This is a genomic window from Pseudomonas sp. Irchel s3h9 (assembly GCF_900187475.1).
GTDB classification, from domain to species: Bacteria; Pseudomonadota; Gammaproteobacteria; order Pseudomonadales; family Pseudomonadaceae; genus Aquipseudomonas; species Aquipseudomonas neuropathica.
In genome coordinates this window covers 17,868-36,475 of the sequence record NZ_FYDH01000003.1, presented here as the reverse complement: position 1 = coordinate 36,475, position 18,608 = coordinate 17,868, and the positions used below count along the sequence as shown (strand labels likewise).

General features: G+C 58.1%; 23 protein-coding genes and 3 tRNA genes. 10 read left to right on the top strand and 16 right to left on the bottom strand.

Annotated features, from left to right (window positions below):
• Window positions 1-59 precede the first annotated feature (59 nt).
• The 7 genes from uvrY to CKW26_RS29960 all read left to right on the top strand — a co-directional run bounded on the left by uvrY (window position 60) and on the right by CKW26_RS29960 (window position 3,878).
• Window positions 60-701: a UvrY/SirA/GacA family response regulator transcription factor gene (gene uvrY, locus CKW26_RS05455; RefSeq protein ID WP_016984198.1), complete on the top strand. Its 642-nt coding sequence runs from the start codon at window positions 60-62 to the stop codon at window positions 699-701.
• Window positions 702-703: 2 nt separating this feature from the next.
• Window positions 704-2,527 (top strand): excinuclease ABC subunit UvrC, encoded by a 1,824-nt coding sequence (gene uvrC, locus CKW26_RS05450; protein ID WP_093430986.1) that lies wholly within the window; start codon window positions 704-706, stop codon window positions 2,525-2,527.
• A 32-nt stretch (window positions 2,528-2,559) separates the two neighbouring features.
• On the top strand, window positions 2,560-3,120 hold the full coding sequence (gene pgsA / locus CKW26_RS05445; RefSeq protein ID WP_007950102.1) for a CDP-diacylglycerol--glycerol-3-phosphate 3-phosphatidyltransferase: 561 nt from the start codon (window positions 2,560-2,562) through the stop codon (window positions 3,118-3,120).
• Window positions 3,121-3,180: 60 nt separating this feature from the next.
• Window positions 3,181-3,256 (top strand) — tRNA-Gly (locus tag CKW26_RS05440).
• 47 nt (window positions 3,257-3,303) lie between these two features.
• Window positions 3,304-3,377: transfer RNA gene (locus CKW26_RS05435), tRNA-Cys, on the top strand.
• 197 nt (window positions 3,378-3,574) lie between these two features.
• Window positions 3,575-3,661 (top strand) — tRNA-Leu (locus CKW26_RS05430).
• A 31-nt stretch (window positions 3,662-3,692) separates the two neighbouring features.
• On the top strand, window positions 3,693-3,878 hold the full coding sequence (locus CKW26_RS29960) for a hypothetical protein (protein WP_156685506.1): 186 nt from the start codon (window positions 3,693-3,695) through the stop codon (window positions 3,876-3,878).
• Window positions 3,879-4,084: 206 nt separating this feature from the next.
• Here CKW26_RS29960 and CKW26_RS30030 read toward each other — a convergent pair whose 3' ends face one another.
• From CKW26_RS30030 to CKW26_RS05380, 11 genes are all read right to left on the bottom strand, one after another.
• The gene (locus tag CKW26_RS30030) at window positions 4,085-4,246 is read right to left on the bottom strand and encodes a hypothetical protein (protein ID WP_177409226.1); all 162 of its coding nucleotides are present in this window, start codon (window positions 4,244-4,246) and stop codon (window positions 4,085-4,087) included.
• 325 nt (window positions 4,247-4,571) lie between these two features.
• Window positions 4,572-5,132 carry a fasciclin domain-containing protein gene (locus CKW26_RS05425; RefSeq protein ID WP_095047797.1) on the bottom strand — a complete coding sequence of 187 codons (561 nt, stop codon included), beginning with the start codon at window positions 5,130-5,132 and terminating at the stop codon, window positions 4,572-4,574.
• 246 nt (window positions 5,133-5,378) lie between these two features.
• Entirely contained in the window at window positions 5,379-5,663 is a 285-nt protein-coding gene (locus CKW26_RS05420) for a hypothetical protein (protein ID WP_093431037.1), read from the bottom strand.
• Window positions 5,664-5,920: 257 nt separating this feature from the next.
• The gene (locus CKW26_RS05415) at window positions 5,921-6,151 is read right to left on the bottom strand and encodes a hypothetical protein (RefSeq protein ID WP_095047796.1); all 231 of its coding nucleotides are present in this window, start codon (window positions 6,149-6,151) and stop codon (window positions 5,921-5,923) included.
• Window positions 6,152-6,269: 118 nt separating this feature from the next.
• Entirely contained in the window at window positions 6,270-6,500 is a 231-nt protein-coding gene (locus CKW26_RS05410) for a hypothetical protein (RefSeq protein ID WP_095047795.1), read from the bottom strand.
• A gap of 71 nt (window positions 6,501-6,571) precedes the next feature.
• The gene (locus tag CKW26_RS05405; RefSeq protein ID WP_095047794.1) at window positions 6,572-8,209 is read right to left on the bottom strand and encodes an ABC-F family ATP-binding cassette domain-containing protein; all 1,638 of its coding nucleotides are present in this window, start codon (window positions 8,207-8,209) and stop codon (window positions 6,572-6,574) included.
• Between the two features lie 144 nt (window positions 8,210-8,353).
• The gene (locus CKW26_RS05400; RefSeq protein ID WP_095047793.1) at window positions 8,354-9,391 is read right to left on the bottom strand and encodes a DNA topoisomerase IB; all 1,038 of its coding nucleotides are present in this window, start codon (window positions 9,389-9,391) and stop codon (window positions 8,354-8,356) included.
• Window positions 9,392-9,463: 72 nt separating this feature from the next.
• Window positions 9,464-10,543, bottom strand: a complete 1,080-nt coding sequence (gene modC, locus CKW26_RS05395) for a molybdenum ABC transporter ATP-binding protein (RefSeq protein WP_095047792.1) — start codon at window positions 10,541-10,543, stop codon at window positions 9,464-9,466.
• Window positions 10,544-10,546: 3 nt separating this feature from the next.
• Window positions 10,547-11,227, bottom strand: a complete 681-nt coding sequence (modB, locus tag CKW26_RS05390) for a molybdate ABC transporter permease subunit (RefSeq protein WP_095047791.1) — start codon at window positions 11,225-11,227, stop codon at window positions 10,547-10,549.
• 1 nt (window position 11,228) lies between these two features.
• Window positions 11,229-11,996 carry a molybdate ABC transporter substrate-binding protein gene (gene modA / locus CKW26_RS05385; RefSeq protein WP_095047790.1) on the bottom strand — a complete coding sequence of 256 codons (768 nt, stop codon included), beginning with the start codon at window positions 11,994-11,996 and terminating at the stop codon, window positions 11,229-11,231.
• A 170-nt stretch (window positions 11,997-12,166) separates the two neighbouring features.
• The gene (locus CKW26_RS05380) at window positions 12,167-13,231 is read right to left on the bottom strand and encodes a nitronate monooxygenase family protein (RefSeq protein ID WP_095047789.1); all 1,065 of its coding nucleotides are present in this window, start codon (window positions 13,229-13,231) and stop codon (window positions 12,167-12,169) included.
• Window positions 13,232-13,585: 354 nt separating this feature from the next.
• Here CKW26_RS05380 and CKW26_RS05375 point away from each other — a divergent pair, with 354 nt between their 5' ends.
• Window positions 13,586-14,569: an MDR family oxidoreductase gene (locus tag CKW26_RS05375; protein WP_095047788.1), complete on the top strand. Its 984-nt coding sequence runs from the start codon at window positions 13,586-13,588 to the stop codon at window positions 14,567-14,569.
• 32 nt (window positions 14,570-14,601) lie between these two features.
• Here CKW26_RS05375 and ada read toward each other — a convergent pair whose 3' ends face one another.
• The 5 genes from ada to CKW26_RS05350 form a co-directional block, all read right to left on the bottom strand.
• Entirely contained in the window at window positions 14,602-15,669 is a 1,068-nt protein-coding gene (gene ada, locus CKW26_RS05370) for a bifunctional DNA-binding transcriptional regulator/O6-methylguanine-DNA methyltransferase Ada (RefSeq protein ID WP_095047787.1), read from the bottom strand.
• 87 nt (window positions 15,670-15,756) lie between these two features.
• Window positions 15,757-16,422: a DNA oxidative demethylase AlkB gene (alkB, locus tag CKW26_RS05365; RefSeq protein ID WP_095048095.1), complete on the bottom strand. Its 666-nt coding sequence runs from the start codon at window positions 16,420-16,422 to the stop codon at window positions 15,757-15,759.
• 5 nt (window positions 16,423-16,427) lie between these two features.
• Complete coding sequence (locus CKW26_RS05360) at window positions 16,428-17,138, bottom strand: 2OG-Fe(II) oxygenase (protein ID WP_095047786.1); 711 nt, start codon at window positions 17,136-17,138, stop codon at window positions 16,428-16,430.
• Between the two features lie 93 nt (window positions 17,139-17,231).
• On the bottom strand, window positions 17,232-17,399 hold the full coding sequence (locus CKW26_RS30025) for a hypothetical protein (RefSeq protein ID WP_176471335.1): 168 nt from the start codon (window positions 17,397-17,399) through the stop codon (window positions 17,232-17,234).
• A 34-nt stretch (window positions 17,400-17,433) separates the two neighbouring features.
• Complete coding sequence (locus tag CKW26_RS05350) at window positions 17,434-17,736, bottom strand: DUF1883 domain-containing protein (RefSeq protein WP_007912251.1); 303 nt, start codon at window positions 17,734-17,736, stop codon at window positions 17,434-17,436.
• Between the two features lie 210 nt (window positions 17,737-17,946).
• Between CKW26_RS05350 and CKW26_RS05345 the strand changes: the two genes are divergently transcribed.
• Entirely contained in the window at window positions 17,947-18,303 is a 357-nt protein-coding gene (locus CKW26_RS05345; RefSeq protein ID WP_095047784.1) for a hypothetical protein, read from the top strand.
• Between the two features lie 71 nt (window positions 18,304-18,374).
• On the top strand, window positions 18,375-18,605 hold the full coding sequence (locus tag CKW26_RS05340; RefSeq protein ID WP_008082673.1) for a hypothetical protein: 231 nt from the start codon (window positions 18,375-18,377) through the stop codon (window positions 18,603-18,605).
• Window positions 18,606-18,608: the final 3 nt, after the last annotated feature.

The window sequence follows — 18,608 nt, the reverse complement described above, 5'->3', positions numbered from 1 at the left end:
GTGGCACTTTTTGCTAAGGTGTCCGGCATCCCAATATGACCATATCGCGAGGTGTCTGCTTGATTAGGGTGCTAGTGGTCGATGACCATGATCTCGTTCGTACAGGCATTACACGTATGCTGGCCGATATCGATGGCTTGCAGGTGGTTGGCCAGGCCGAATCCGGGGAAGAGTCCCTGATCAAGGCCCGAGAGTTGAAGCCCGATGTGGTGCTGATGGACGTCAAGATGCCTGGCATCGGCGGCCTGGAAGCCACGCGCAAACTGTTGCGCAGTCATCCGGATATCAAGGTGGTCGCGGTCACGGTGTGTGAGGAGGATCCTTTTCCGACACGCTTGTTGCAGGCCGGTGCTGCGGGTTATCTGACCAAGGGCGCGGGTTTGCCGGAAATGGTTCAGGCGATTCGCCTGGTATTTGCCGGCCAACGCTATATCAGTCCGCAGATTGCCCAGCAATTGGCGATCAAATCCTTCCAGCCCTCCAACGACTCTCCCTTCGATGCCTTGTCCGAGCGCGAAATTCAGATCGCCTTGATGATTGTCGGCTGTCAGAAGGTACAGATCATTTCCGACAAATTGTGCCTGTCGCCGAAAACCGTGAACACCTATCGCTATCGTATTTTCGAGAAGCTTTCGATCAGCAGCGATGTCGAGTTGACCCTGTTGGCGGTTCGTCACGGCATGGTTGATGCCAGCCTCTGACCATGACTGAAACATTCGATTCCGGCGCGTTTCTGTCGACAGTCAGTGGACGCCCAGGCGTCTATCGCATGTTCGACAGCGATGCACGCTTGTTGTACGTGGGCAAGGCCAAGAACCTGAAAAAACGCCTGGCCAGCTACTTTCGCAAAACCGGCCTGGCGCCGAAGACTGCCGCGTTGGTGGGGCGCATTGCGCAGGTCGAAACGACCATCACCGCCAATGAAACCGAAGCGCTGCTGCTTGAGCAGACGCTGATCAAGGAGTGGCGGCCGCCGTACAATATCCTTCTGCGCGACGACAAATCCTATCCCTATGTTTTTCTGTCCGACGGCCAGTTTCCGCGCCTGAGCATTCATCGCGGGGCCAAAAAGGCCAAGGGCAAGTACTTCGGCCCCTATCCGAGTGCCGGCGCCATACGTGAAAGCCTGAGTCTGCTGCAAAAGACCTTCTTCGTTCGGCAGTGTGAAGACAGCTACTACAAGAACCGTACCCGCCCATGTCTGCAGTATCAGATCAAGCGCTGCAAGGCGCCTTGCGTGGGGCTGGTCGAGCCTGACGTGTATGCCGAAGACGTGCGCCACTCGGTCATGTTTCTTGAGGGGCGCAGTCACGCGCTGACCAACGAGCTGTCCACGGCGATGGAGGAGGCGGCGATCAACCTGGAGTTCGAACGAGCCGCCGAGTTGCGTGACCAGATCGCGCTGCTGCGCAGGGTTCAGGATCAACAAAGCATGGAAGGCGGCACAGGGGACATCGATGTCATCGCGGCATTCGTGAACCCGGGTGGCGCCTGCGTGCACTTGATCAGTGTGCGTGGCGGACGCGTGTTGGGCAGCAAGAATTTCTTTCCGCAAGTCGGCATCGAAGAGGACGTGTCGGAAGTCATGGCCGCGTTTCTTGGCCAGTATTTCATCAGCAGCCCTGAGCGCGATTTGCCGAGTGAGCTGATCGTCAACGTGGTGCATGAAGATTTTCCAACGCTGATCGAAGCGATCCATGAATTGCGTGGTCGCGAGCTTGCCATCAGTCATCGGGTGCGCGGTACGCGGGCACGCTGGCAGCAACTGGCCGTCACCAACGCCGAGCAGGCATTGGGTGCACGCCTGGCCAACCGCCAACACACCGCCGCGCGCTTTGAAGCCTTGGCCGAAGTGTTGAATCTGGATGAACCGCCGCAGCGCCTGGAATGCTACGACATCAGCCATTCCAGCGGTGAGGCGACGGTTGCTTCCTGTGTGGTCTTTGGCCCGGAAGGCGCGATCAAGTCGGACTACCGGCGCTATAACATCGAAGGGGTCACGGCGGGTGACGACTATGCCGCCATGCATCAGGCCTTGACGCGACGCTTCAGCAAACTCAAGGAAGGCGAGGGCAAGTTGCCAGACATCTTGCTGGTGGACGGTGGCAAGGGCCAGCTGTCGATGGCTCGCGATGTTCTCAACGAGTTGGCCGTACCAGATCTGATTCTGCTCGGTGTCGCCAAAGGCGCTACTCGCAAGGCGGGCTTCGAAACGTTGTATCTAAATGATGCGGCGCATGAGTTCACCTTGCGTGGCGACTCGCCGGCGCTGCACTTGATTCAACAGATTCGCGATGAGGCGCACCGCTTCGCGATTACCGGACACCGCGCACGCCGTGGCAAAACCCGCCGTACGTCAACGCTGGAAGGCGTTGCCGGCGTTGGGCCGACCCGACGTCGCGACTTGTTGAAACATTTTGGTGGATTGCAGGAGCTGACTCGTGCAAGCATCGAAGAGATCGCCAAAGCCCCGGGGATCAGTAAAAAGCTCGCAGAGTCGATTTATGCGAACCTGCATAGCGAGTAGAATGCCCCTTCACCTCGTAGCCAGTTGTGCCGATGAATATCCCTAATCTGATTACCGTTCTACGCGTCCTGCTCATTCCGATCTTCATTTTGCTGTTCTATCTGCCTTATCAGTGGAGTTACATGGCCTCCGCCTCGGTGTTTGCCTTTGCGGCAGCGACGGATTGGCTGGACGGTTATCTGGCTCGCCGTCTGGAGCAAAGCACTCCGTTCGGGGCGTTTCTCGATCCGGTAGCCGACAAGCTCATGGTTGCGGTGGCACTGGTGCTGCTCGTTCAAGAACACGGCAATCTTTGGCTCACTCTGCCGGCTGCTGTCATCATCGGTCGCGAGATTGTGGTGTCGGCATTGCGTGAATGGATGGCCGAGCTTGGTGCTCGTGCCCACGTAGCCGTTTCAAATCTGGGCAAGTGGAAAACTGCGGCGCAGATGCTTGCGCTGGTCATTCTGTTGGCCAACCCGAAGGACTTCAGTTTCTGGGTTATCTTGGGTTATGCCTTGCTGATGGTCTCTGCCGGCCTGACCTTGTGGTCGATGGTGCAGTACCTGCGCGCCGCCTGGCCGCACCTGAAGACTGATGTTGAAAAGAAATAAAACTTTTTTGAATCAAGGGGTTGACGGAGCTTCTTAATTCTATAGAATGCGCATCACCAAGCGGGAATAGCTCAGTTGGTAGAGCACGACCTTGCCAAGGTCGGGGTCGCGAGTTCGAGTCTCGTTTCCCGCTCCAAGTTTGTACAGTGTTTGTTGTTGTGCTACTGACAGCAGATACTTTGAGGCCGAGTAGCAAAATGGTTATGCAGTGGATTGCAAATCCACCTACGCCGGTTCGATTCCGACCTCGGCCTCCACTATAAACAAGCTCCGTAGATCCATGATTTACGGAGCTTTTTTATTTGCACTGCGCTGCAAGATTTAGTCTTGAATAACGGCCATTGCAAACTTGCTTCACCGGGAAGTGATGTATATATTTCCCGCACTGCTGTTCAAGGCTTGATCCTGTCAGGATCGCGACTGTGCAGCAGAAGATAAGCAGCACCGCGCTACCGCCCGAATGGCGAAACTGGTAGACGCATGGGACTTAAAATCCCCCGCTCGTAAGGGCGTGCCGGTTCGATTCCGGCTTCGGGCACCATCTTAAATCAAGGGTTTGCGGGCGAAAGCTGATGCAAGCCCTTGTTTGTTTCTGGTCAGCAATCATTTGGTTGGCATTGCTGTTTGCCCTTGCGATTCCTGATGTATTGCTCGGTCATTATCACGGTCGTACACTCAAGTTGATTCCCCGCCTGCAAAATCTCACGCTGGACTCTGCCTTGTCTGTACTCGCCTTGGCGCGCAAATCTCGCCTCTGAAACTCAGCCTTAAGCCATCCGTTCCGCTGGTTGCCGTTGGGCGCGGAGGGGAGTGCATTCAGGTGGTGTGCCAGCGGTTTGATACGAGGCGGTTGTCATAGCTCGCAGTTTCATCCAAATCCCTCGATTGCCCAGCGGCTAATATCTGCAAGCTGCATGGCGTTACGAAAAGATGCCCGGACGTAGCCGGGCTTTTAGGGAAGAGTTCAGCGCGAATCCGCTTCTTTCGGAGAACGAGACGAAGTTTTTTTACTTCGTCTCCCAAGCCAGCTAAAGAACGCGTGCACCGGATGCAGGAAGGCCACAAGCACGCCGATGAGCATGATGATGAAGATGGCCACAAGCGGGATGCTTTCGTGCGAGAACATGGTGGGTTACTCCTGTAGTCACTATGTCGGAACCCGCAGCCTAGACGCATCAAACCATGTTTTCGATGAACGTATATTCATCCTTCAGCGCTTCGGTTGTGCTACAGCGGGGCTCACGAGTCAGGCGGTATCTGGAAATCAGCGAGCAACCAAAAAGACCCTCCCGAGTTGGCTGGGTTATTTGAAATTTGGTTCGTAAAACATTCGCTGTATCGCCGCGCAACCGCCAGACAAAACCATTTGCTCAATGCTAAACCCGCTCGTGAAGTGCCTATTCGGGTATTAGCACCCGGCAAACTGTGCGTCAGCCGGGAACCAGGCGCGTTTAAGGCATCAAGACAGAGTCGACAACGTGGATCACACCGTTTGACTGCATCACGTCTGCGATGCTGATACTTGCGTTACCGCCTTTGGCGTCCACCACCCATAACTTGCCTTCGTACAGCTTGATACTCAGCGACTCACCTTGAACGGTTTCCAGCATAACGGTGCCGCCGTTCTTTTTGGCCTCGGCCATTATTTGTGCAGATGTGTGAGTGCCGGGCACAACATGGTAGGTCAGGATTTTGGTCAGATCGGCTTTGTGTTCAGGCTTTACCAGTGTGTCGACGGTGCCTGCCGGAAGCTTCGCAAACGCTTCGTTTGTCGGGGCGAAGACGGTGAATGGACCTTTGCTGTTGAGCGTATCAACCAGCCCGGCAGCCTTGACCGCCGCTACAAGTGTCGTGTGGTCCTTCGAGTTGACTGCGTTCTCAACGATGGTTTTAGTGGGGTACATCGCTGCGCCTCCGACCATCACCGAGTTGGCGGCAAAGCTGAACGTTGCAGTTACGCAGAGAATGGCGAAGCAGGCTGCTGCAGCAATTTTTTTGTAAAAGGCATGCATGATGTATCTCCTTGGCTCTTGTGCCCTCCGAGTGAGGGTATTGAATCTACGAGCCAGCGATCAAAATGGATGCATCGGTTGTTGAAATGATTTTGTGAGTGCTTCCCGTGTCAGGCTTTTGTCCTGTAGCAACTGGCTGCTCGTAAGGGCGTGCCGGTTCGATTTCCGCTTCGGCCACCCTGAATAGCAAAGGCCTGCATGAGTTTCCTCATGCAGGCCTTTTTTGTGCCTTGCTTATACGCGCTGCTAGACGAATGCTTGCCCGCTAAAGCCGCGAGGCAAGCGCTGAAGACCGGCCATTGCAGTGAGGCGCTCGATCCATTCTGCGCGCCAGTTGGTCGCGCCGTGGGAGGTCTTGGCCTGACGGGCCATGCGGCGGGTGGCGTTGCGCTGATCCTTTCGCGCCTGTTTGTAGGCATCGGTATTGCGGCAACTGCGGCACTTCACGCGATTGAGTTCGCGGCTTGCCGACAGTTGTTTGCCTTTATGGCCGCAGGCCAGATGCCCGTCGACGTTGAAATGGATAACCATAACTGTCTCCTTTTCGACATGTATAAGTTATGACAACTCATGCACGGCAACCGTTCGCCGTTTGGACGCAGGCAAAAAAACACCCGCATGCGGGCGGGTGAGGGCGTTAGTTTGCAAAGGAGTGGCTTCACTGTAGACGCGCAGATGTAGTCGTCACGTGAAAAACTGGAAAAATAAACATAACGGCCAGACACAAGCGCGGTGACTCATGTGTCACCGCTAATGAGCAAACTCCTGAAACCCTGGCCGGGTCGAGTTCATCTGAACCGAGGCAGTGGCCGATCAACAGGCTTTAGCGCCGACAGCGTATTGCGAATCAGCGGAGCATCCTTCTCGATGTCGTTCAGCCGGTCTCGGATGCGCAGGGCGGTGGGGTGTCCACCTTGGTGATCGACCCAGTCGGCGATCTCTTTGCAAGCGGCGGCGAGGCGCGCTTGTCGAGCGTCGAGCAGGGCGAGGAGGGTGGTGATGGACTCTTTTTCGGACATGGAACACCTCCGTTCTATGAAACCTGGGCTGCAGCAAAAAGCCCGCGTGTTGCGAGCCTTCTGCCGTGGGGCGCTGCTCCTTCAGCTGGTTTCAGTATAGACCCGCTTCTGATCGGCATCAGCCTGAAGACTGGCGGGCCGCTGATGGGGAACTCGCTGCGTTGAGGCGTCTGCATTCACGTCGTGCGTCCTCTTCCGCGTCATAGCCATCGCCGATGAAACCGCCAGTACGTGTGTCGCAGATGCGAAACCAGCTAGTGGCTTTCGCGGGATCATGCTGGCTGTCTTCGGCACGTCGACCGTAAATAATGATCTTGTTGCAACGCTTCACGACGAAAATGTCTTCCATGGCGTCACCGCAGCTGATTCGTGTCAGATCAACTATAGAAGCCCTCGGCAATCGTGCAAAAAATAGGCAGGTCAGCTCGTCGGTTGCCAGCGCCAGCCTTCGGGGTGCCAGGTCAAACAATGGCTTGGGTTTAACGCCTGTAGAAACGCTTGATCGTGGGAAACCGCGACAATCGCTCCGGGAAATGCCTGCAAGGCGTGTTCGAAAGCGTGCACCGACGCCAGGTCAAGATGATTGGTGGGCTCATCCAACAGCAGTAATTGCGCGGGCGTCTGGCGCCACAACGCCAGCGCAAGGGCTGATTTCAAGCGTTCGCCGCCACTGAGTGAGGCGCACGGGCGGTTAACGCGTTGTGCGTCGAGTTGCAGATGAGCGAGAAAGCTGCGCAACTCACCTTCGCTCAAAAGTGTTTGCTGTTCCTGCAACTGATCGACAATCGATGTGTGCTCATCCAGCAGCTTCAGTTGTTGGTCGAAAAAAGCAAAAGGCACGTGCGTGATGCACTCGCCACTTACCGGCGCCCATTCACCCGCCAGCAATTTCAACAGCGTCGATTTGCCACAACCGTTGTGACCGCTGACAGCGATGCGCATCGGCCCTTGAATGGCGAGGTCAAGGCGGGTGGTGGGCGCATCTGCCGGTAACCCTGGCAAGCACGCGTCGATCAGCGTGCACACCCGCCGATTGCTCGGCACCACGCTGCCCGGCAGATTGATCAGCACGCCGTCGGCGGGCAGGACGTTTTCGTACGCCTCGCGAACACGCTGATCCAGATCGGCCTTGCGTGCCTGGTGGCCGACTTTTACCTGCCCCATGATGTCCCGCGCAGCGGCTTTCAACGCTGCCCGCTCGAAGCCCGAAACGTTGGCACTTTGTGCGTGGCGACGGCTGCCGGCGGCATGGCGCTGGATCGTGTTGTGCTCGCGTTGCAGCCGCGTACGTTCGCGCTGACGTTCGATACGGGCCTGATCGAGCTGTGCCTGCGCCGCCTGTTGATGGATCCTGCGTTGCTCGGTGAAATCCGAAAACCTTCCGCTGAAAACTGTTACTCCCAACGTCGTGAGTTCGACAAATCGCTGCATCTGCTCCAGAAGCTGGCGGTCGTGACTGACGATAATCAGGCCGCCACGCCAGCGCTCAAGCAGGCTCATCAGCCATTGCCGACCGCCGCTGTCGAGGTGATTGGTGGGCTCGTCGAGCACCAGCAATGGCGCCTGACTCAGCAGTGCGCCGATCAAAGCGATTCTGGCTTGTTGGCCACCGCTGAGGTGCTCCGTCAGATCCGACCCGGTGAGGTCGGTCAGCCCGGCCCCATCGAGCATCTGGCGCAAGCGCTCGGCCAGATCCCAGCGTTCATCGATGAGGTCGAAGTCGTGCGCAGTGGCAGCACCGCATCTTAGTCGCTCCAGTGCGCTGAGCGCCGGGGCCGTCCCCGTTGCATCGGCGACGGTTTGCCCGGGTGTGGCGATGAACGTTTGTGCGACGTAATGCACGCAAACCGAGCGTGCCACGCTGCCGGTGCCGGGTTGTAATTGCCCGGCAATCAAACGTGCAAGCACGCTTTTGCCAACACCATTGCGCCCGACGATCGCAGTCGGTTGATGATCGAAAGTCAGGTTCAGGTCTTCAAACAGTGTTGCGCCATTGGCGAACTGAAAGCCCAGTTGATTCAGGGAAACGAGTGCGGGTGTACGCGAGACGTGAGTCATCGGCACCTCCAAAAAATGTCGTGAAAACTGACAAGCGCCGAGAACGGCGTGTCGCGATTACATTTTTAGAAGGCTGGATTGTTCACTGCTGCGGTCGTCCGAAGGAGGGGAAGGTGGCTAGCCTAGTTGACGATGTGCGGCGGATCAAGGTGCGTCGGTCATCTCGCTCATTCGCTCGAGAAACATCGCCAGCGCCACTTCCTCCGCACGCAGGCCTTTGCGCACGCGCGGGCGAGGCAGTTCAGCGAGGGCGCCGAGCATGAATTTCTCCACCACGGCGGGGTGGATGTAGCATTTTCGGCACACTGCCGGGGTGTTGCCCAACTGCTTGGCGACGCCTTTGACCATCTCCACCACATGCCGCTTGGCCTCGGTCTCGGACTCCCATTGCAACTCGCGCAATACCGCCAGCGCCAAGGCACTGCCGGCCCAGGTGCGGTAATCCTTGGCGGTGAAATCGGCACCGGTCAGGGTTTGCAGGTAGGCGTTGACGTCGGAAGAACTGACGGTGTGTCGCTCACCGTTTTCATCCAGATACTGAAACAGGTTCTGCCCGGGAATTTCCAGGCAACGCTTGATGATGCGTGCCAGACGCCGATCCTTGACGGTGATCTGGTGTTCGATGCCGCTTTTGCCGCGAAACTGGAACAGGATCGCGCTGCCGTTGACTTCGACATGTCGGCTGCGCAGGGTGGTCAGGCCGTAGGAGCGGTTGTCGCGGGCGTATTGGGTATTGCCGACCCGGATCAATGTGGCGTCGAGCAGGGTGATCACCGTGGCCATGACCTTGTCACGACTGAAGCCGGGCGCGGCCAATAGCGCCTCCAGTTGTTTGCGCAGTTTCGGCAACGCGAGACCGAACTCACGCAGGCGCGAATACTTGTCGGCATCGCGCACTTCGCGCCAGCGCGCGTGATAGCGATATTGCTTGCGGCCACGGGCATCACGGCCGGTGGCTTGCAGATGACCGCGCGGATCCGGACAGATCCACACATCGGTATAGGCGGGTGGTACGGCAAGGGCATTGATGCGTTTGATTTCATCCGGATCACTGATGCGCTGGCCTGACGGCTCGAAATAGCTGAACTTGCCACGCAGCTTTTTGCGGGTGATACCGGGCTGGGTGTCGTCGACGTAATGCAGGTCGGATGGCAGGTCGGCAGTCAGCACGGTGTCGGGCATGGCAGTTTCCTTTGATGGCGCGGCGGTCTGTAAAACGATTGACCGCACGCCGTTGCCGTGGTGCCGAATGATTTAAGCGAGGACTGCTACCGCTTTGATCTGCGCCCATAAATGCTGGCCCGGATGCACGCCCAACTGGTCCCGGGAGTAGCGTGTAATACGCGCGAGCAGCGGGGTGCCGCCAACATCCAGGCGAATCAAAACGTGGGCGGCGTTGTCCGCCGATTGTTCGCTGACCACCGTCACCGGCAGTCGATTGAGGATGCTGCTGAATTCGCTGTTCTGCAGGCTCAGGCTGATATCCCGCGCGTGTACTTTGCAGCGCAGGGTCTGACCCGGTTCCATCGGCGCGTGCGTCACACGGATGCTCATCTCGGTGGCCGGCAATTGCAGGCTCAGCAGTTGATACTGCGCATCGTAGGCGCTGACCTGCCCTTCAATGATCACCCCGGCGTCATCGCCCATCGCCATCGGCAGGTCAAGACGTGCGAGGGTTTCGCCAATCGGGCCGCTGGCCAGCGCTTTGCCTTCGCTGAGTAGCACCAGATGGTCAGCCAGTCGCGCCACTTCATCCTGGGCATGGCTGACGTACAACACCGGTGTGTCCAGTTCGTCGTGCAGACGTTGCAGGTACGGCAGGATTTCACTTTTGCGCTGGCTATCGAGAGCGGCCAGTGGCTCGTCCATCAGCAGCAGTTTCGGGCTGGTCAGCAGGGCACGGGCGATGCCGACACGCTGGCGTTCGCCTCCCGACAAATGCTGCGGATGACGTTCGAGCAAATGCTCGATGCCCAAGAGTTCGGTGGCCTGCGCCATGTCGACCCGACGCTGGGACTTGGCGATGCGCTTGAGGCCGAACTGCAGATTGGCCAGCACCGACAGATGCGGAAACAGGCTGGCTTCCTGAAATACATAGCCGAGCGCGCGTTTGTGTGGCGGGACGAAAATGCCGTTATCGCTGTCCTGCCAGACTTCATCGTTGATCTGGATGAAGCCATGTTCAGCGCGCTCAAGCCCGGCAATGCAACGCAGACAGGTGGTTTTACCCGAGCCGGAGTGGCCATAAAGCGCAGTCACGCCACGGCCTGGCAAGTGCAGGTCGACATCGAGACTGAAGTCCGTATAGACCCGTTTCAAACGCACATCGATCATCGATCAGCTCCAGCCTGCACGGGTCTTGCGGCTGGAATACAGCGCCAGCAACACCAGAAACGAAAACACCAGCATCGCCCCGGCCAGCCAGTGAGCCTGCGCGTATTCCATCGCTTCGACGTGGTCATAAATTTGTACGGAAACCACGCGGGTCTTGTCGGGAATGTTGCCGCCGATCATCAGCACCACGCCGAACTCACCGACGGTATGCGCGAAACCGAGTATCGCTGCGGTGATAAAACCGGGGCGCGCCAACGGCACAATCACGCTGAAAAACGTGTCCCACGGATTGGCGCGCAAGGTCGCGGCCACTTCCAGGGGGCGGGTGCCGATCGCCGAGAACGCGTTCTGCAACGGTTGCACCACGAACGGCATGGAATAGATCACCGAACCGATCACCAGCCCGGTGAAGCTGAACGTCAAAGTGCCCAGGCCCAGCCATTGGGTGAATTGGCCGAGAAAACCGTGCGGCCCCATCATCAGCAACAGATAGAAACCGATTACGGTCGGAGGTAGTACGAGGGGCAGGGCGACGATCGCTCCGATCGGGCCGCGTAGCCATGAATCGGTGCGCGACAGCCACAGGGCGATCGGCGTGCCGACCACCAGCAAGATCACGGTGGTCAGGGACGCCAGTTTCAGGGTCAGCCAGATCGCCGCGAAATCGGCGCTCGTCAGTGACATTTTAGAGCTGGTAACCGTAGGACTTGATCACCGCAGCGGCTTTCGGGCCTTTGAGGTATTCGACCAAGGCTTTGGCGGCGGCGTTGTCTTTGCCTTTGTTCAGAATGACCGCGTCCTGTTTGATCGGGTCGTGCATGCTCGCAGGGACGATCCATGCCGAACCGCTGCTGACTTTGCCGTCCTTGTAGATTTGCGACAGGGCAACAAAACCCAGCTCAGCGTTGCCGGTCGAGACGAATTGGTAGGCCTGAGTGATGTTCTGGCCTTCAACGATCTTGGCTTTGGTGGCGTCGGTCAGTTTGAGTTTTTCCAGCACTTGCGTGGCTGCCAGACCATAGGGCGCGGCTTTCGGGTTGGCGATGGACAGGTGCTGGTATTCGTTCTTTTTCAGCACTTCGCCTTTCGCATCGACATAACCTTCTTTAGCCGACCACAACGCCAGCGTGCCGATGGCGTAGGTGAAGCGCGAACCTTTGACGGTCTCGCCTTCTTTTTCGAGTTTTTCCGGGGTGGTGTCGTCAGCGGAGAGGAACACTTCGAACGGCGCGCCGTTCTTGATCTGAGTGTAGAACTGGCCAGTGGCGCCATAGGCTGCGACCAGTTTGTGCCCGGTGTCTTTTTCGAAATCGGCGGCGATGGCCTGGATCGGCGCGGTGAAGTTGGCTGCCACAGCCACCTGCACTTCATCAGCCTGAACTGCGCCGACGGCGAAGACGGCGAGCAAAGAGGCCAAGCAACCAGGGGCAAGACGTGAGGCACGAATAGTCATGTAACAGCTCCGTTATTGGCGAGTGCAGCGGGCAGCTATTGTTTGAAGTGGGCTGCGCCGATGCGAGAGGTGAATTCGCTATATAGCGAAATATATAGCGAAATGCCGCCAAACAGGAAGTGTTGGTTAAAATCAGCGCGAGGATGTTTGAATCTTCGCGCTGTGCAGCTTCAGCGGCTTGCGAGTTTTGCCAGTGCGCCTTCGGCCAATTGTCGAGTCAGTTCAGCGCTACCGAGGTCTTTGCCCAAGGTGAATGCCTGACCGGCCCAGAGGTTGGCAAACTCTGCTTCGTTGATCGCTCGCAGCGGCATCAGCGCACCCCCAGCCAAGGGAAATGCTGGTGCCTGGTGCGAAATCGGGCCCAGCTCACGCATGACGCGATTGAGAATGCCCCGTGCCGGCCGCCCGGTAAAAATATTGGTGATCGCTGTTTCGCTTTCCTTGGCGGTGCGCAGCGCCTTGTGGTGAGCGGCGCTGACTTTTGCTTCCGGCGTGAACAGATAGGCGGTGCCGACCTGTACCGCTGAGGCCCCCAACATAAACGCCGCCGCCATGCCGCGCGCATCGGCAATTGCCCCGGCGGCAATCACCGGTACGCTCACCGCATCGACCACCTGAGGCACCAGGGCAAACGTGCCGACCTGACTGCTCAGATCATCACTGAGAAACATGCCGCGATGGCCGCCGGCCTCGTAACCCATGGCGATAATCGCGTCGCAGCCGTTCTGTTCCAGCCAGATCGCTTCGTCGACCGTCGTGGCCGATGAGAGAATTTTCGCCCCGGTTGCCTTGACCCGCTCGAGCAAGGATTTCTCTGGCAGACCGAAATGGAAACTCACAACTTCAGGTCGAAATTCTTCCAGCACTTCACAGGCTGCGGCATCGAATGGCGCGCGGTTGGATACCGGAGTCGGTGCAGCGAAATCGGCGCCCAGTTCACGATAGTAAGGCTCCAGCAAATGCTTCCAGTCACGTGCACGTTGCTCATCGGCTGCCGGTGGCTGATGGCAGAAGAAGTTCACGTTGAAGGGCTTGTCGGTGTGCTGGCGGATGGTTTTCAGCTCTTCGCGCAATTGCTCGATGCTCAACATCGCCGCCGGCATCGAACCCAGGCCACCGGCGTTGCACACGGCGATGACCATGGACGAATTCGTCGCACCGGCCATCGGGCCCTGGATGATCGGCAATTCAATGCCGAGCAGATCAAGAAGACGGGTGTCTGGCCATTGGCTCATGAGGGCGGTTCTCCGAACGGTGCAGCGGGCAGGGGGCAAAACCGGTTTTTAGCAGCAAAACCGGATTCGGGGCCAGTTCGAAATTCAGAACAACCCGTGCAGTTTTTCAGCGTCGATGACATCCGCCGCTCTTCGGCCTCCAGAAGCGTGATGAAAATTGCTGGTACGCCGGTGGTCGCGGCAGTGGCGAACTCTTTAAAAAACTCGGCGAAACCACGACCGTCGAAAAAGCATAGACGCGGGCCATCGAAATACCCGGCCGATTTGCCGATTGGCGCAAAGTCGAATGTGGCAGGGTGTTGCGATGTGCTATTTCAAGGCACGACATTCTGAAAACAGTCCAGCGAGGCAGTCATGTTTAACGCCATTGTGATCGACAAAGACGACAGCGGTTACCGCGCCAACCTGCAACAGGTCAACGAGGAGCAATTGCCTGAAGGCGATGTCACCGTGGCTGTTGCGTACAGCACGCTGAACTTCAAGGATGGCTTGGCGATAACCGGCAGCAGTCCGGTGGTGCGCAAGTTTCCGATGGTGCCGGGGATCGATCTTGCGGGCACCGTGGAAGCCAGTTCACACCCCGACTATAAGGTGGGTGATCAGGTGCTGCTCAACGGCTGGGGTGTTGGCGAGAATCACTGGGGCGGTCTGGCGCAGAAGGCGCGACTCGATGGCGATTGGCTAATTCCATTGCCCAAGGCCTTTACGGCGGCGCAAGCGATGGCTGTCGGTACGGCCGGTTATACGGCGATGCTGTGCATTCTGGCGCTCGAGCGCAATGGCGTGACGCCGGAGCAGGGTGAGGTGTTGGTCACGGGGGCCAACGGCGGTGTCGGCAGTTTTGCCATCGCCCTGCTGAGCAAACTCGGCTACCGCGTCGTCGCGTCCACCGGCCGGGTCTCCGAGCATGAATATCTGCAGCAGTTGGGCGCCGGCGAAATCATTGACCGTGCGACGTTGTCAGCGCCCGGCAAGCCACTGGCCAAAGAGCGTTGGGCGGCGGTGATCGATTCGGTTGGCAGTCACACCCTGGCCAATGCCTGCGCGAGCACCCGCTCTGAAGGCACCGTCGCCGCCTGTGGTCTGGCCCAAGGTATGGATTTCCCGGCGTCAGTGGCGCCGTTCATTTTGCGCGGTGTGACCCTCGCCGGCATCAACAGCGTGACCCAGCCCAAGGCCCGCCGGCTGCAAGCGTGGGAGCGTCTGGCCAAGGATCTGGATTTCTCGCTGCTGGCATTGATCAACCATGAAATCGGCCTGAGTGAAGCCATCGAGGCGGCGCCAAAACTGCTCGCCGGGCAACTTCGCGGACGGGTTGTGGTGGACGTCAATCGCTGAGGTTTTCAGGTTGCGTAGCTTCCATTGACCGTTCACGCCGACGTCTCGCGCTCAAGCAACTGACGCTTGCGCTCGACCCCCCAGCGATAACCGGAAAGGTTGCCATCGCTGCGCACCACGCGGTGGCAAGGGATCGCCACCGCCAGGCGGTTGGCCCCGCATGCCTGAGCCACTGCGCGCATGGACGTCGGCGCGCCGATGCGCTGGGCAATCTCGGCATAGCTGGCGGTGCTGCCGAGCGGAATCTCCCGCAAGGCTTGCCAGACACGTTCCTGAAACGCCGTCCCCCGCACGTCCAGTGGCAGATCCAGGCCAATGGCCGGTGCTTCGATAAAACCCACGACTTTGGCGATCAACTGTTCAAACCCGCTGTCTGCGCCAATCAGGTTGGCGTTGCGAAACTGATCCTGCAGGTCGCACACCAGTTGGTGCGGGTCGTCACCCAGCAAAATCGCGCACACCCCACGCTCGCTTTGCGCCACCAGAATCGCGCCCAGCGAGCATTGGCCTACGGCAAAATGGATGTCGTTGTTTTGACCGGCAGCGCGGTAGTCGCCAGGTTTCATACCCAGCAGTTGGTTGGCTGATTCGTAGAAGCGGCTGTTGGAGTTGAAGCCTGCGTCGTATAGAGCGTCCGTCACCGAATTGCCGTCCGCGAGACGTTCCCGCACTCTGCGCGAACGATGGGCGGCGGCGTAGACTCTTGGCGTGAGGCCAGTGGCGGCTTTGAACACGCGATGAAAGTGAAACGGGCTCAAACCGGCCGCCTCTGCGAGCTCGTTCAGGGCGGGCGGATTTTCGGCCATCTCGATTTGCCGGCATGCCGCGGCAACGGTCGCGGCATGCTGCGCGGCGACATCACTTTGATCCTTGCTCGCACGTTTGCTCGGCCGATACCCCGCGGCTTCGGCCTGTTGGGCGGTGTCGAAAAACTCGACATTTTGCGGTTTCGGCAAGCGTGCCAGGCTGCTCGGGCGGCAGTAGATGCCCGTGGTTTTTACCGCATAGACAAACTGTCCGTCCGCCTGCGGATCCCGTGCGAGCACGGCGGCCCAGCGTGGATCATGTTCGGTATCAAACGGGGTCGAAAGCGTTTTCATGATGAGTAATCCGTTGACCTGTTTGATTCAGGTTAACCAGCCTCGCCAGGCACAACACTCCGGGCCTTGCGGTCAAATTTTTCGGGTTTAGCGAGCCAGCCGAAATGTCAGATTGATCCGCTGTTGACCCAAGCGCGGATGCTGACCTTGCTTGATTGGCAATACGCCGTGGTAGCGCAATCGGTCGACGCCGCCCCAGACCACCATGTCACCGTGCAGCAGCGAAATTCGCCGGGTCTTGTCGCTGCGCGCAAAACCGCCGAACAGAAATATGGCTGGTAATCCGAGTGACAGGGAAACGATCGGCGCGGCGTAGTTCTTTTCGTCTTTATCCTGATGCAATGACATTTTTGCGCCGGGGACATAGCGATTGATCAGGCAGGAATCTGCATTGAAGCCAGAGAAACCAGCTCGCTCGGCTGCCGAATGCGCCAGAGCAGCGAAGGATTTCGGCATCTGCGGCCAAGGCAGCCCGTTGAGCGGGTCGACAGCCGAATAACGATAGCCGCTGCGATCAGTGATCCAGCCCCGCTCACCGCAACTGCTGGTGCCGACAGACATGCTGAAACCGCCCGGTGTGACCATGTGGCGCAAGGGGGCCACTGCGAGAACGGCGTCCAGTGCCGGCAGCAATTGATCGACAATCGGCAGGGCGAAGCCCCGCAATAGCCAGGATTGTTCGCCAATCTGTTCGGCTCGGGCTTGTTGTTCGGGTTCGTGGTCAGCGAACAGGTCGAGAGTTGTTGAGGACATGGCCATCAGGTTGCGTCGTGAAAGATGATGCCTAGGGTATGCCTTTTTCCACTGTGCAGGCGACTGACACCGTGGCGCATGGTCACCCGATAATCACCGCGCACGCCTTTGACGAGGCGCTGATTCACGGCAAAGATCAGCGCATCACCTTTCGTCAGATCGAGTACGTGCGGGCGAGATTGCATGCGTGGGCGCTGCTCGGTGAGAACGAACTCTCCGCCGTTGAAGTCTTGCCCGGGTTCTGACAGAAGAATCGCCACTTGCAGCGGAAAAACCGATTCGCCGTACAGGTCCTGATGCAGGCAGTTGTAGTCCTGCGGGCCGTACTGCAACAGAAGAGGGGTAGGGCGTCGTTGACCGGCGGCATGGCAGCGCTGAAGAAACTCGGCGTGGTTCGCCGGAAAACGTTCGGGCAGGTGCATGCGTTCGTACCAGCGATTGGCCAAGGGGACCAAGCGCGGATACAACGCGCAGCGAAGGCGTTCTACCGGTGTCGGCAGCGGATATCGAAAGTATTTGTACTCGCCGCGACCGAAACCGTGGCGGGCCATGATGACCTGCGATCGAAACGGTTCGGTCTGTGGATACAGCGCACTCAGGTGATCGCAGGTTTCGGCCAGCAGCAGCGAACGGATGATCGCGTAGCCGTCCTGATCCAGTTGCTGCGCAAGGCTTGCCCAGTCGAGCGAATCCAGACGCGAGGGTGACATCGACATGCTGACTCCTTGACGCTTGGTCGAAGAAAGTCAGTCTAGGCAGGACGTAGCGGCAGAACACTCCGCCGCTTGCGGTCGAATTCCTGTCGATGCTTACAGCGCTTTGCTGACGGCGATCTCGCTGATCACATCATCTTTGCCGTGGATCGCGTCAAGCGCAGCCTTGGCTTCTTCTTCAGTGCCGTTTTCCAGCTGCGCGAACTCGAAGCGGCGTTCACCGTTGAGTTTGTACTTGATGACATATTTGGTTGTTTGGGCCACGGTCATGCTTTCCTTTCTGGTCGGACGGCGTGTCTCAGCTGAGTTTGGTGCTGGAGCGACGGATGATCTTGATCGAGTGGGTCAGCGTCGGCTTGCGGGTTACGCTGATCGCACGGCGGTTGACCGTGTCTATGGTGATGTTCCAGAAACCGGTGCTCGGCGCGGTGATACGGGCCGGGAAGGTGTCGAAGGCGCCGCCGTGATAGGTGTGACGGCCGCCATTTTTGAAGCTGCGGAAGTTAGCGTCGTTCATCAGACGGATATTGCACATTTGCGAGCATTGAATGACGACGATGTCGTCTTCGTTGAGGTGTTCGCGCTGGTGAATGAATTTCATGGGCGCCTCCAGAAGGGCTTTTTCTACAAAATCAAAACGATAGCTTGTAATTGCGCGCAGTTTATCAGCCTGCACAGGTTATTATCTGGCCGTCGGGCGTTGGTTTGACAATTTTGAACAGATATTCGCAATCGGATGCGGGTTAAATGCAGAAGGCCCCGGAGAAAAACGGCATTTGTGCTGTCGGACGGTCTTTAACGGAGGTTTTGTATGAAGTGGGGTGTGGTGTGTCTGCCGTTGATTCTGGCTGTGGGTGGTTGTGCGAGTGTTTCCGAAATCAATGAAACGCTGCCGACCATGAGCGTGATCTCCGGCAAGAAACCCCATGAATATGCCCAGTGTCTGGCCGATAAACTGGCAGACAGCCGCGGCGCGCTGCAAGTACAGCCGCACAAGGACGGGGTTCAGGTCATCGTACCGGGGAAACTTTCTACCGGCGCAGCTGCGGTGTTTGATATCGAAGATCGCTCCGGTGGCAGCAGCATCAAGTTGCATGAGCGCATGTCGAACGTGCCGGTTCGCCCGCGTGACGTGCAAAAGGCCGCCAATGCGTGTATTTCCGGCTGATAGACTGACCGTCATCAGCACCGATGCCGTCGCAGTCATGCTGTGACGGCATTTTCATTTCTGGAGTCGCGATGAAGCGAGAGCAAGTACGGGAGCGCCACGTAGAGGGCCTGATCTCTGCCACCCATGTCATCCAGAACCCGGCGAATCCGGGTGAATGGATCGTGTTTTTCAAGAAGAGCGCCGGGCGCAGCTACTTTCTGGTCGACGATAACGACGAAGTCGAATCCTTCAACCGTCTCGACGATCTGATCGAAGTCGTTCGTGGACTCGGGATCAAGTTCGCCGAAATTCATATGTAAGGT